12 protein-coding genes are annotated in these 13,334 nt (G+C 69.0%); 3 read left to right on the plus strand and 9 right to left on the minus strand.

From position 1 onward, the window contains the following. Positions 1–4 precede the first annotated feature (4 nt). The 9 genes from mraY to CJ177_RS37130 form a co-directional block, all read right to left on the minus strand. Positions 5–1,084: a phospho-N-acetylmuramoyl-pentapeptide-transferase gene (gene mraY / locus CJ177_RS37090; RefSeq protein ID WP_005247625.1), complete on the minus strand. Its 1,080-nt coding sequence runs from the start codon at positions 1,082–1,084 to the stop codon at positions 5–7. Then, positions 1,081–2,595, minus strand: a complete 1,515-nt coding sequence (gene murF, locus CJ177_RS37095; protein WP_095870135.1) for a UDP-N-acetylmuramoyl-tripeptide--D-alanyl-D-alanine ligase — start codon at positions 2,593–2,595, stop codon at positions 1,081–1,083. Before murF ends, mraY begins: the two co-directional genes overlap by 4 nt. Continuing rightward, positions 2,592–4,205 carry a UDP-N-acetylmuramoyl-L-alanyl-D-glutamate--2,6-diaminopimelate ligase gene (locus tag CJ177_RS37100; RefSeq protein ID WP_061698842.1) on the minus strand — a complete coding sequence of 538 codons (1,614 nt, stop codon included), beginning with the start codon at positions 4,203–4,205 and terminating at the stop codon, positions 2,592–2,594. The genes murF and CJ177_RS37100 overlap by 4 nt, the downstream gene beginning before the upstream one ends. 169 nt (positions 4,206–4,374) lie before the next feature. Further along, entirely contained in the window at positions 4,375–6,225 is a 1,851-nt protein-coding gene (locus CJ177_RS37105) for a penicillin-binding protein 2 (protein ID WP_005247630.1), read from the minus strand. Next, a complete protein-coding gene (locus CJ177_RS37110; protein WP_005247633.1) occupies positions 6,222–6,896 on the minus strand; it encodes a hypothetical protein in 675 nt (224 codons plus the stop codon). The genes CJ177_RS37105 and CJ177_RS37110 overlap by 4 nt, the downstream gene beginning before the upstream one ends. Next, complete coding sequence (gene rsmH, locus CJ177_RS37115) at positions 6,893–7,909, minus strand: 16S rRNA (cytosine(1402)-N(4))-methyltransferase RsmH (RefSeq protein ID WP_005260190.1); 1,017 nt, start codon at positions 7,907–7,909, stop codon at positions 6,893–6,895. The genes CJ177_RS37110 and rsmH overlap by 4 nt, the downstream gene beginning before the upstream one ends. A gap of 196 nt (positions 7,910–8,105) precedes the next feature. After that, complete coding sequence (gene mraZ / locus CJ177_RS37120) at positions 8,106–8,537, minus strand: division/cell wall cluster transcriptional repressor MraZ (protein ID WP_005247637.1); 432 nt, start codon at positions 8,535–8,537, stop codon at positions 8,106–8,108. A 490-nt stretch (positions 8,538–9,027) separates the two neighbouring features. Beyond that, positions 9,028–9,456, minus strand: a complete 429-nt coding sequence (locus CJ177_RS37125; protein WP_005247640.1) for a DUF3040 domain-containing protein — start codon at positions 9,454–9,456, stop codon at positions 9,028–9,030. Between the two features lie 233 nt (positions 9,457–9,689). Continuing rightward, the gene (locus CJ177_RS37130; protein WP_257014874.1) at positions 9,690–10,154 is read right to left on the minus strand and encodes an SAV_6107 family HEPN domain-containing protein; all 465 of its coding nucleotides are present in this window, start codon (positions 10,152–10,154) and stop codon (positions 9,690–9,692) included. 173 nt (positions 10,155–10,327) lie between these two features. On the opposite strand from CJ177_RS37130, the gene CJ177_RS37135 reads away from it, so the two are divergent. Genes CJ177_RS37135 through CJ177_RS37145 form a run of 3 tightly spaced genes read left to right on the plus strand, consistent with a single transcriptional unit; the run spans position 10,328 to position 13,319 of the window. Continuing rightward, the gene (locus CJ177_RS37135) at positions 10,328–10,939 is read left to right on the plus strand and encodes an N-acetyltransferase (protein WP_095870137.1); all 612 of its coding nucleotides are present in this window, start codon (positions 10,328–10,330) and stop codon (positions 10,937–10,939) included. Then, complete coding sequence (locus tag CJ177_RS37140; RefSeq protein ID WP_095870138.1) at positions 10,936–12,510, plus strand: NAD(P)/FAD-dependent oxidoreductase; 1,575 nt, start codon at positions 10,936–10,938, stop codon at positions 12,508–12,510. Before CJ177_RS37135 ends, CJ177_RS37140 begins: the two co-directional genes overlap by 4 nt. Further along, entirely contained in the window at positions 12,507–13,319 is an 813-nt protein-coding gene (locus tag CJ177_RS37145; protein WP_025432880.1) for a carotenoid biosynthesis protein, read from the plus strand. Before CJ177_RS37140 ends, CJ177_RS37145 begins: the two co-directional genes overlap by 4 nt. Positions 13,320–13,334 lie beyond the last annotated feature (15 nt).

Raw genomic sequence — 13,334 nt, forward strand, 5'->3', positions numbered from 1 at the left:
GTCGTCAGCCCCCGATCGCTGCCAGGTACTCGCTGTAGAACAGCGCGAGCCCGATCGCGGAGGCGATGGCGGCCAGCAACCAGAACCGGATGATCACCGTGGTTTCCGCCCACCCGGCGAGTTCGAAGTGGTGGTGGAACGGAGCCATCCGGAACACTCGTCTTCGGCTCGACCGGAACACCGCGACCTGGATCACGACCGATGCCGCCTCGGCGACGAACAGCGCGCCGATCACGACCATCAGCAGTTCGGTGCGCGTCGTGATCGACAGTCCGGCGAGCATGCCGCCGAGTGCCAGCGAACCGGTGTCGCCCATGAAGATCTTGGCGGGCGCCGCGTTCCACCACAGGAATCCGATGCACGCACCGGCACCGGCCGCGCAGATCAGGGCCAGGTCGAGCGGATCGCGGACGTCGTAGCAGCCCTTGCCGGGACTCGTCTCGCACGCGTTGCGGTACTGCCAGAACGTGATGATCACGTACGCCCCCAGCACCAGGCTCATGGAACCGGCAGCGAGACCGTCGAGGCCGTCGGTGAGATTGACCGCGTTCGACCACGCGCTCACCAGCAGGTAGCAGAACGCGACGAACACGACGGAGCCCATCGTGACCGTCGCGATGTCACGCACGTACGACAGGTGCTCACTGCCCGGCGTGAGGTCGTTCGCGCCCCGGAACTGCAGCGCGAGAATGCCGAACGCCACTGCCGCGATGAGCTGGCCGACCAGCTTCGCCGTCTTGTTCAGACCGAGGTTGCGCTGCTTGCGGATCTTGATGAAGTCGTCGAGGAACCCGACCCCGCCGAGCGCCGTCGTGAGGCCGAGAACCAGCAGTCCCGATGCCGACGGCCCGTCCGCGTTGTAGCCGATGCCGATCAGGTGCGAACCCCAGTAGCCGGCCCACAGTCCGGCGAGGATGGCGACGCCACCCATCGTCGGGGTGCCGCGCTTCGACTGGTGGCTCGCCGGACCTTCGACACGGATCTCCTGGCCGAACCCCTGACGGGAGAAGGCCTTGATGAGAACGGGGGTCAGCAGAATCGAGACGGCGAGCGCGATGCCCGCCGCGAAGAGGATCTGTCTCACCGCGTAGCCTCCGAACCCTTCTGTCCCGTGCTTCCCGCCAACACCGTGTCCGCAACCTCCCACAATCCGATGGACTGCGACGCCTTGACCAGCACCAGATCACCCGGCGCCAGTTCCTGTTCGAGCAATGCGACCGCACCGGCGATGTCGGGGACGAGGATCGACTCCTCACCCCACGAACCTTCCATGACCGCACCCTGGTGCATCGCGCGGGCGGGCCTGCCCGTTCCGACGATGATCAGCCTGCTCACGTCCAGCCGGACGGCGAATCTGCCGATGGCGTCGTGTTCGACCACTGATTCTGGACCCAGCTCGGCCATTTCTCCGAGCACCGCCCAACTCCGGCGCGCCGCCCCCCGGCCGGTCCTGGCCATCGATACCAGCGCCTTCAGGGCCGCCCGCATCGAGTCGGGGTTCGCGTTGTACGAATCGTTGACGACGGTCACACCGTCGTGCCGGTCGCGGACGTCCATCCGGCGGGCCGAGACGGCGGCGGCATCGGAGAGAGCCTGCGCGATCTGCTGGAGGTCCGCCCCGCATTCGAGCGCCACCGCCGCCGCGGCGAGCGCGTTGCCGACCTGGTGTTCGCCGTGCACGGCGAGCTCGACGGACACACTGCCCGCCGGCGCCGTGAGAGTGAAACGCGCCCTTGCCTTCTCGTCCAGCACGATGTCGGTGGCCCGCACGTGCGCGGACTCCGACTGGCCGACGAGGACCACCCGGGCCGACGTGCGCGGGGCCATGGCTGCCACCAGCGGATCGTCTGCGTTGAGGATCGCGACGCCACCGTCGTCCGCCGAGGGCAGCGACTCCGCGAGTTCGCCCTTGGCGGCGGCGATCGCGTCACGCGAACCGAATTCGCCGAGGTGCGCCGTGCCCACGTTGAGGACGACCCCGATCTTCGGGGGCGCGATGTTCGCGAGGGAGGCGATGTGGCCGCGGCCGCGGGCCGACATCTCCAGAACCAGGAATCCCGTGTCCGCGTCCGCGCGCAGGGCGGTCCACGGGTGGCCGAGTTCGTTGTTGAACGATCCGGGCGGCGCGACGACGGGGCCGAGGGGGCGCAGGACGGCGGCGAGCAGATCCTTCGTCGACGTCTTTCCCGCTGATCCGGTGACGCCGACGACGGTGAGCCCCTTCGCGGTGAGGTCGTCGACTGATGCGCGCGCGAGCTTCGCGAGGGCCGCGAGCACGGCGGCGCCCGATCCGTCGGTGTCGTGTTCGAGTGCCATCGCCTTGCTCGGGACGTCGCTCGGTGTCGGGGTGACGACGACGGCGGGGACGCCGACCGGGCGTGCCGCCAGGACCGCGACCGCACCGGCCTCGACCGCCGAGGCCGTGTGATCGTGGCCGTCCACTCGGGCGCCGGGCAGTGCGAGGAACAGTCCGCCGGCGGTGACCTTCCGCGAGTCGAACTCGACCGTTCCCGTCACCTCGGCCGACGGATCGGCGACGTCGTGCAGTTCGCCGCCCACGATCTCGGCGATGCGAGCGAGTGTCATCGGGATCATCGCGCTCCTCCGACCTGTCGCTCGATCGCGTCGCCCAGTACGTCGCGGTCGTCAAATGGGTACTTCACCCCGTGTATCTCCTGACCGATCTCGTGTCCCTTGCCTGCGACCAGAACCACGTCGCCTGCCTGCGCCCAGCCGACGGCGTCGGCGATCGCCTTCGCTCGGTCCGCTACTTCCCACACCTGTCCCCGCTCGGATTCGGGCACTCCGAGAGCGCCCTCGCGGACCGCGGCCCTGATCTTCGCCGGATCCTCGGTGCGGGGGTTGTCGTCCGTGATGATCAGCAGGTCGGCTCCGCGGGCGGCCGCGGCGCCCATCAGCGGCCGCTTGCCTGCGTCGCGATCGCCGCCCGCACCCACGACGACGGCGACGCGGCCGTGCACCTGCTCGCGCAGCGTGGCGATCACGGCCTCGACCGCTGCAGGCTTGTGCGCATAGTCGACGACGGCGAGGAAGTCCTGCCCTCGGTCGATCCGCTGCACCCGGCCCGGCACGTCGACCCCGGCGATGCCCTCGACGGCGTCGCGCGGATCGACACCCAGCGCGGCGCACAGCGCAACGGCGAGGGAGGCGTTGGCGACGTTGTACTGCCCCGGCAGACGGAGCTCCACGTCGAGTGTGGTGCCCTCGGCCGTGGTGAGCGCGAAGGTCTGCGAGCCCGAGGGCGACACCGTCGCCGGGCCCGCCGTCCACACCGCGCCCTCGGCCTCGGGCGTGGTGGCCACCGTCGTCACCATCGAGTGCGCGCCCCGCGCGACGTCGGCCATCCGCTGCCCCCACACGTCGTCGACACAGATGACGGCGTGCTGTGCGTGCACGGACGAATCGGCTGCGAAGAGCCGCGCCTTGGCGGCGAAGTAGTCCTCGAAGTCGCGGTGGAAGTCCAGGTGGTCCTGGGAGAGGTTCGTGAACGCGCCCACATCGAAGCGGACTCCGTCGACGCGGCCGAGCGACAGCGCGTGGCTGGACACCTCCATGACCACGGTGTCGATGCCCTGCTCGAGCATCACGGCGAACAGGGCGTGGAGCTGCGGCGCCTCGGGGGTCGTCAGTGCGCTCGGCACCCGGCGGCCACTCATCCGGGTCTCGATGGTGCCCACGAGACCGGTCGTCCGCCCCGCGGCGGTGAGCGCGGCCTCGACGAGGTACGAGGTCGTGGTCTTCCCCGACGTTCCGGTGATGCCGATGACCTGCATCTTCTCCGAGGGTCGGCCGTAGATGGTGGCGGACAGCTCACCGAGAACGCCCCGTGGGTCGTCGTGGACGAGCACCGGCATGTCGGAGCCCAGTGCGGACACCAGCTCGAATCCGGCCTCGTCGGTGAGGATCGCGGTCGCGCCGCGTGCGAGGGCGTCGGCGGCGAACTCCGCGCCGTGCGCGCGGGCCCCGGAAAGGGCCGCGAACAGATCGCCCTCGATGATCCCCTGGGCGCGGAGATCCACCCCGGTGACGATCACGTGCTCGGCGGTTCCGGTGGGTGCCTCGACCCTCGCTCCGGCGAGCGCTGCCAGAGCGCTCACCGTGGTACGGACCGGCTGGGCGGGGCGAAGGCTGTCTGTGACCTTCACCTCCACTGACGCCGACTGCGGGCGGGACGGAACAGGCACCGGGCTCCTCTCGGATGTCGACTCTCATTGACAACGGCGTAGTGCACGGATCGATACAGCGTGCTACCTCGGCAGTTCCCTGCGTCCACGGAAAAGTCCGTGTCCACTGAACGGCCGACGTGTCAGATTACCGCGAGAGCTCTCGGAACCCGATTCGGCCGACCTTCGCTCAATCGGCCTGCAGCACCAGCCTGCGTCCGGGGTCCGGGGACATCGGCACGCTGTCGCGCTGCAGCATCCAGGACGCGATGTTGTGGAACAGCGGTGCGGCGGACTGCCCGCCGGAGCCGTCGGCGCTGCGTGTCGGCGCGTTGAGCATGATTCCGACGACGTACCGCGGGTTGTCGGCCGGGGCGATCCCGGCGAACGTGATCCAGTAGTTCGAGTTCGAGTAGCACTTGCAGGCGGGATCGACCTGCTGGGCGGTGCCCGTCTTGCCGCTGATCTGGTATCCGTCGACGGCGGCCTGCACCCCGGTACCCCGCTGGTTGCCCGTGTCGTTCTGGGTGACGGACCGGAACATGTCGCGAACGGTGGACGCGGTCTGGGGGCTGACGACCGTCACCTCCTCGGGCGCTTCGGTCTCCGTCCGGTTCCCGGACGCGTCGACCGTCGCCTTGACGATGCGCGGCGGGATGCGGACGCCGTCGTTGGCGATCGCCTGGTACATGCCGGTCATCTGCAGCAGTGTCATCGACAGGCCCTGGCCGATCGGCAGGTTCGCGAACGTGCCCCCCGACCACTGGTCGCGACTGGGGACGTTGCCGGCGCTCTCACCGGGTAGCCCGACGTCGGTGCGCTGGCCGAGACCGAACCTGGACAGCATGTCCGCGTAGCGGTCCTCCCCCACGCGCTGGGCGAGCATCAGGGTGCCCACGTTGGAGGACTTACCGAACACGCCCGTGGCCGTGTACGGGGCGACCCCGTGGTCCCACGCGTCCTTCACCGACACACCCGACATCTGAATGTTGCCGGGGACCTCGAGAACTTCGTCCGGTGTGGTGAGCCCGTACTCGATCGCGGCCGCCGCGGTGACGATCTTGTTGACGGAGCCCGGTTCGAACGGCGTGCTCACCGGCAGGTTGCCCATCTCCACGGTCCGCGGATTGTTGCCCACCCCGATCGCCGGATTGAACGTGCTGTCGTTCGACATCGCGAGCACCTCACCGGTGTGGGAGTCGAGCACGACCGCCGACGCGTCCTTCGCACCGGACTTGTCCTTCGCCATCTGCACCTGCTGCTGGACGTAGTACTGCAGGTCGGAGTCGATGGTGAGCTCGACGCTCGACCCGTCCACCGCCGGTTGCTTGTCGCGCCAGCTGCCGGGAATCACCGCGCCGTCGGAGCCTCGGTCGTAGGTCTGGGAGCCGTCGGTGCCGGCGAGAGTGGAGTCGAGCGAGTCCTCGAGGCCGAGCAGTCCGTGACCGTCCCAGCCGGTGGCGCCGACGAGGTTGGCGGCAAGGGATCCGCCGGGGTACTCGCGGATGTCCTGGCGTTCGAGTCCGACCTCCGGGAACTTGTCGCTGATCTGCGCGGCGATGTTGGGGTCGACGCTGCGCGCGAGATAGACGAACGTGTCGTCGCCGTGCAGTTTCTCCTTCAGCTCCTTCTCGGGTGCGGCGTCGCCGAGCCGGTCGTGGATCTCCTTCGCGATCGCGTCGAGACGGGAGTCGACGTCGGGGGCGGTGTCGCTCTTGGCCTTCGCCTCCTCGAGTTCCTTCCGCACGCGTGCGGGCTGGAACGTCAGGGCCTTCGCTTCCATCGTGAATGCGATGGGGTTGGCGTTGCGGTCGGTGATCGACCCGCGCAGCGCCGGATCCACCTCGGTGGTGGTGCGCTGGTTCGCCGCCTCCGCGGACAGTTGTGGTGCGTCGATGACCTGGATCCACAGAAGTTGCACTGCGGCGAGGCCGAGCGCCAAGAACATCACCAGGCGTCCGTACCGTTGTCTGAACGGAAAGGACGCCGTACCGGCGCCCTTGGGGCGCCGGGGACGACTTCTCGGTGCGCTTCGACTCACCGGCGACCGCCGGACGGTGGAGCAGTCGTCGGAGCGGTGGTCGAGGGGATCACGGGAACCAATTGTTCACCCTGCGCTTGGATCTCCGTGCCATTGCCGGGCTGCGGCGTGGCGCGCGGCGACTGCGTCGTCCCGCGGTTGGGGGCGGTCGCGACAGCGTTGCCGCGCTGGGTGGGCGGAGCGGCGACGTCCAGCGGCGGCACGGGTGCACCCGACGCCGGGGCCGGCTTTCCGACGACCTCGACGCTGCCGTCGGGGTGGACGACGAGGCGAGCGGGATCGTTGGCGGGCACCATGCCGAGCTTGGCTGCTTCCTCCGCCAGTTTCGGGGCGGAGTTGGCGGTCTCGACGTCACGCTCGAGCGCCGCCTTCTCCTCCGCGAGCGACTGGTTGTGAGCGCGGGCGGCGCTCAACTGGTACGAGTCCTCGGCGGATCGGGTGGTCAGGAGCAGCGTCATGGCCAGGCCCATCGCGAGCAGAACGAGGATCGTCGCCACGAACGGGATGCGGGCGGTGAGGGTGCCGGTGCGGTTCTTGCCGGAGACGGCGATCGCGGATCCACTGTGCACAGCCGCGCGCTGGGTGCGCTTCTTGTACGCCCGCTCAGCCGCGCCCGTCCGGTTGGCCGCCCGCGCGGGCCGCATCTCGGTGGAACTCACCTGAACCGTCATGCCGCCGACCTCCTGGCAATTCTTTCTGCAGCGCGCAAACGCACCGGGGCTGATCGTGGGTTCTCTTCGACTTCCTGTTCGGACGCGCGCTCCGCCCCTCGTGTGAGGATCCGGAACTCCGGTCCCATCCCCGGCAGTTCGACAGGAAGCCCCTCGGGGCTCTTCGACTTCGACCTGGGAGTGATTTCCTGCTTGACGACCCGGTCTTCCAGGGATTGGTACGACATGAACACGACGCGTCCCCCGACGGTCAACGCGTCGAGTGCTGCCGGGACCGCGGCGCGCAGTGAATCGAGCTCGCCGTTGACCTCCACTCGAAGGGCCTGGAACGTCCGCTTGGCCGGATGTCCCCCGGTACGGCGGGTCGCCGCAGGAATGGAGCGATACAGCAGTTCGACCAGCGCTGCGCTGGTGGTGAACGGCTCCTTCGCGCGCTGCCGGACGATCTCCGACGCGATCTTGCCTGCGAAGCGCTCCTCGCCGTACGTGCTGAGGATGCGAGCGAGGTCTCCGTGGCTGTACGTGTTGAGGACCTCGGCCGCGGTGATGCCGGTGGTCGGGTCCATCCGCATGTCGAGGGGCGCGTCGATCGAGTACGCGAATCCCCGATCCGATTCGTCGAGCTGCATCGAGGAGACACCGAGGTCGAAGAGGATCCCGTGCACCGACTCCTGCGCGGGGAGGCCCGCCTGGGCGAGCGCATCCTCGATGCCGTCGTAGCGGGTGTGCACGAACGTGATGCGATCGGCGAACGGAGCGAGCCGGCCACCGGCGATCTCGAGCGCGTGCGGATCACGGTCGAGGGCGATGAGCCTCAGCTGAGGGTAGGTCCGCAGGAAGTGCTCGGAATGTCCACCGAGACCGAGGGTCGCGTCGATCATGACGGCTCCCCCGCCCTGCGGGTCGTTCACGGTGAGCGCGGGGCCCAGCAGTTCGTCTGCGCGGTGGAGCAGAACCGGGATGTGACCGAAACCATCGGCGGGCGAGGAATCTTCCCCCTCGTGATCCACCATGATCCCTCCGGCTCCTGCTCTGTGGTGCGGGTGAAGCGCCCGAAGCCGGGGTTCACTGCTCGAACTTCTCTTGTCGGCCAGTTGCCGTGGCGAATGCTTCGAGGTCCCTGCCCGAAATGAAAACCTGGCGCTGGGGAAGTGCGTCAGGGTTCCGTCGGACAGAGGCCTCGCGGCATTCGCGGGGACGCGGTCACGCTCAGACGATCTCGCCGAGCGCGACTCCTGTTGCCTGCGAGTAGTTCTCCTCGTTCGCCTCGACGTAGGTCTGCCAGGCTTGCGCATCCCAGATTTCGAGGAAATCGACCGAACCGATCACTACGCAGTCCTTGGAGAGACCCGCGTAACGACGGTGATCTGCCGAGAGGGTGATGCGCCCCTGGGCATCTGCGTGCTGCTCGTCGGTACCTGCCGCCAGTCCGCGAACGAAGGCTCGCGCCTCCGGATCGCTTCTCGACGCGGCCGCGGCCTTGCGTGCGAGAGCGGTGAATTCTTCCCGGGGATACACCGCGAGGCTGTGATCCTGACCCTTGGTGACCATCAACCCTCCCGCCAGCGCATCCCGGAACTTTGCGGGCAACGTGAGCCGCCCCTTGTCGTCGAGCTTCGGCGTGTAGGTACCGAGAAACACTCGACACCTCCCACCACGTTCGTATCGAACGCCGTATGCCCGGGCGGTTCACCTTCGCTCCCCGCTGCGCACCACAGTACCCCACTTTCCCCCACTCACAAGGTGGATAACGGCGTGTTGTCGCCCAATTTGCCCAATACTTGCTGGTCAACGCTTATTGCAGAAGGTGGGGGAAAATTCCCGACGTGATCACCGACACGAGCCGAGCCGATCGGGCTCGGTCGCACATCGGCCCCATAAGCAGCAAAAGCCCAGGTGAAAGTACAGTACGAGGAGCCGGCGCCCCCACCTCGCGGTCCATCGCGGGGCGCAGGGGGAAAGTGGGGAAACGAGGTGGGTGAGGGTGGGGATTCGTGGGCCGGAACGTTCACTGGCCCCACCGGATCGACCCTGACCTACCGCACCCAGGCGACCGGAGCACGGACCGGACACAGCAGTGGCGGCGTGGCATCACCTGCCACGCCGCCACTGTGTTGCCGAGCGGGTCGAACTACTCCTGCTCGAATCTCTTCTTGAAGCGGTCTTCCATTCGCGACGAGAATCCGCCACTCTTGCGCCCGCCTCGGGGCTTACCGCGATCGGCACGGCCGGTCTCGCCTTGCGTGGTCGAGCCACCACGTGAGGACTGTCCGGACTTGCTCTTTCCTCCACCCCACAGGAGGAGGACTCCGGCACCGAACATGACGATGAAGCCGATCAGGCTGATGACGGGAAAACCGCCCGGCTTGATCGGTAGGGCGACGCCGGCGATGAGCAGGACCAGCCCCAGAACGAACAGGGCCACCGCCTGCAATCGACGACGACTCGATGCCGCACGCATGCGACCGCCTCGCACAGTGGAGGCGAACTTGGGATCCTCGGCGTAGAGAGCGCTCTCGATCTGGTCGAGCATGCGCTGCTCGTGCTCGGAGAGTGGCACGGTACCTCCCCCGGCACTGGAGTGTTGGCCACCGCCTCACGGTGCGAGACGGTGGGTAACCGACTTTGGCGGCTACCTAGATTTAATAATACGAGCAGTTCGATCCCCGTACCACCTACTCCACGTACGAGTTCGACACCAACCTTACGGACTCCCGCACCGAACCCCGTTCGGGGCACCGCAATGTCGCGGACGCCTCACCGTTTTCCCGCCGTTTCCGGCCCACAGCCCGGCTACGACGCCCGCAGATCGAGACCTGCGCCCCGTCCGATGTGATCTTCGACGTGCTGGAGAAAGCGCCCGACCTCGACAAAGAACTCGTCCGCCTCGAGATCGGTGAGGGTTCGCGACATTCCCGCCTCGATCGCGGCGCGGGTGGCCGAGTGCCCGGCGAAGTAGTCGGCCCAGTTCACGAATTCCGGCGCCGCGTCGGCCATGAGAACCCAGGCGTTACGCGTTCGTGTCCGTCTGCTCCCCGCCGCAGGCCCCTCGACGGCGGCCAGCACTGCGCCCGCGCCGCGGAGCGCGGCCAGATACGCACTGTGGAATCGATCCGCCGGCCCACCGGCCCCCACCGATTGGGCGAGGAGCGCGTCGGCGCGATCGAGCAGCGCCGAACCCCGCCTGGAGCCCGGGTTGCGTACGTCACCCGGTCGGCGCGCGTTCCCAGAGGTCGGTCCCGTGACCGGGTTCGTCATCACCTCGAACACCTCCAAAACCCCGGTGCAACCACCCCGCCGGGCGTAGTCAGTTCGTGAGTTCGGGGGCCGGCGATGCTCGCTTCCCTCGAGCATCGCCGGATCCCCGCTATCGAACATCCGTTCGACCTATTCAATATAGCTGGACCCACCGACACGTCGTCAAGAGAAAGGTGAGACCGGTCGACACGAACGCTGACCAGACTCCACTCGTGGTCGAACTCACGGCCACCGAGTTCCGCGACCGCCTGCACGAGGCGCTGTCGATCTACGTCGCCGCCATGGGCTATCCCCACGGCACCGAATACCACCGGGCGCCGATGTGGAACGAGCACCTGCAGCGCTCGGGGTGGCGTGGCGTCGGCGCGCTCGTCCCGGCCGGCGACGGATCCGCCGACAACGCGGCCGCCCGTCTCGTCGCCGTCGCCTACGGCTACCGCGGGGCGCCCGAACAGTGGTGGCACCAGCAGGTCCGTTCCGGTCTGCGCCACACCGGGTGGACCCGGGACCAGATCGACGTGATCCTCGGCAACTACTTCGAACTCACCGAACTCCACGTCCACCCGGACGCCCAGGGACATCGGCTCGGCGAGACCCTGCTCCTCCGCCTCCTCGACCGCAGGCCCGAACGCGGGGTGCTGCTCTCCACCCCGGAGGTGGCGGACGAGGACAACCGCGCGTGGCGGCTGTATCGCCGCCTCGGCTTCAGAGATGTCCTGCGCCACTTCCGATTCGCCGGGGACAACCGGCCGTTCGCCGTTCTGGGACGCGGGCTTCCCCTGTGATCGACGCGGTGGTGGTGGGATCGGGACACAACGCCCTCGTGTCGGCGTGTTACCTCGCGCGGTCCGGATGGTCGGTCGAGGTGATCGAACGCGACACCGTCATCGGTGGCGCGGTGTCCACGGTGGAACGCTTCCCCGGGTACAAGGTCGACCGTGGGTCGTCCGCGCACATCATGGTCCGTCACACGGGAATCGTCGAGGAACTCGACCTCGGCGCGCACGGCCTGCGGTACCTCGACTGCGATCCGTGGGCGTTCGCCCCCGCCCCCGCGGGTTCGGATCGGCCGGGGATCGTGTTCCGCCGCAGCCTGGACGCGACGTGCCGGTCCATCGAGGAGTCCTGTGGCGCCGCGGACGCCGACGCGTACCGACGGTTCGTCGCGGTGTGGGGTCCGCGCAGCGCACGCGTCATGCGCGCGTTCTCGAATCCGCCGACCGGGCCCGCGCTGCTCTCGTCGTTCTGGGGGCTCGACACGGGCGGCGGCGGCAGCGACCTCTCCCGGCAGTTCCTCGGTTCCGGCGACGCGCTGCTCGACGAGTACTTCGACGACGAGCGCCTCAAGGCCGCCCTCGCGTGGTTCGGCGCCCAGTCCGGTCCGCCGATGTCGGAGCCGGGGACGGCGCCGATGGTCGGATTCGCCGCCCTGATGCACACCATTCCGCCCGGCCGGGCCGTCGGCGGCAGCGGAGCCCTGACCGCGGCTCTCGCCGCGAAGCTGCGCGCCGACTCCGGGACCGTCTCGCTCGGCGACTCGGTGGTCTCGCTGAGCCGCGACGGCGACTCCTGGACGACGCGGACGGCGTCCGGGCGGGAGATCCGCTCGCGTGCGGTGGTCGCGGGCTGTCACGTGCTGACCACCCTCGGCCTGCTCGAGCGGGGTGGGTACGACGCGCAGACCCTCGACCGGTGGCGTCGCCGGATCCGCGTCGGCCCGGGGATCGGGATGGTCGTGCGGCTGGCCACCGACGCCCTCCCCGCCTATCCGAGCGCGCCCGACGCCTCGGTCACCCACGGGCTCCAGTTGCTCGTCTCGGATCGCGCACACCTGCGGCTCGCGCACGGCGCGGCACTCGCCGGGGAACTCCCGCCGCGGCCCGCGGTGCTGGGAATGAGCTTCAGCGGCCTCGACCCCACCATCGCACCCGAAGGCAGGCACCAGGTGACGCTGTGGTCGCAGTGGCAGCCGTACCGGCTGACCAGCGGCCGGCGCTGGAGCGATCTCGCCGGGCCGGAGGCCGATCGGATCGTCGCGGAGATCGACGCTCTGGCACCCGGTTTCGGTGAATCCGTCCTCGACCGGCACGTGCAGTCGCCGCAGGACCTCGAAGACGAGATGGGGTTGCTCGGCGGCAACGTCATGCACGTGGAGATGTCGCTGGACCAGATGATGATGTGGCGTCCCCTCCCCGAACTGTCCGGACACCGGGTGCCGGGGGCCGACCGCCTGTACCTCACCGGCGCCTCGACCCATCCGGGTGGCGGGGTGTCCGGCGCGAGTGGCCGCAGCGCCGCACGCATCGCGCTCCACGACGACAGGTGGGGCCTGGGACGCCTGCGGCGCCGGCGATGACCTCCCGCCTGCCCCTGCTGCTCGCGGGCACGGCGATCGCGGCGCAGATCGTCTACCCGCTGGTGCACGGCGGGACCCGCGACGTCGTCACCGTGCTCGTCGTCGCGCTGCTCGCCGCGGCGTCCGTCGCGCACGCGGCCGCGACCCGGGGTGCCCGCTGGACGGTGGGACTGGTGCTCGTGACTGCGGGGCTCGGTCTGTGCTCCGAGGTCGTCGGCACGGCCACCGGCTTCCCCTACGGCTGCTACGACTACAGCGTCGACCGGCTCGGGCCCGCACTCGCCGGGGTGCCTCTCGTGGTGCCGTTCGCCTGGACGGCCGGGTTCTATCCGGTGTGGTGCGTGGCGTCCGTGCTCGCGCGCGGCCCGCACCGACGGCTGACGCGCATCGCGCTGACGACGATCGGTGTCGTCGGCTGGGACCTGTACCTCGACCCGCAGATGGTCGCGGACGGGCAGTGGCACTGGTGTGTCACCGACGCCGGCCTGCCCGGTATCGAACACATTCCGCTGACCAACTACGCCGGGTGGTTCGTCGTCGCGGCCGTGATGGCCGTCGCCGTGGACCGCATCGACCATCGCCTGGACGCCGGGACCCGGCACCCTGACGGTGTCCCGATCGGGTTGTTCCTGTGGACGTGGCTCGGTTCGGCGCTGGCGCACTCGGTGTTCCTCGGCGCCCCCGAGTTGCGGTATTCGGCGATCTACGGGTGGTTGGCGATGGGAATCCTGGGAGTTCCCCTGCTCGTATCGCTGCTTCGGCCGCGCGCCCGGCGACCCCGGACCCACGACACGCACCCTCACGCCTGACACCGATCCACTCCC

Source organism: Rhodococcus sp. ACPA1 (assembly GCF_002300195.1).
In the GTDB taxonomy this organism is placed as follows: domain Bacteria; phylum Actinomycetota; class Actinomycetes; order Mycobacteriales; family Mycobacteriaceae; genus Rhodococcus_F; species Rhodococcus_F opacus.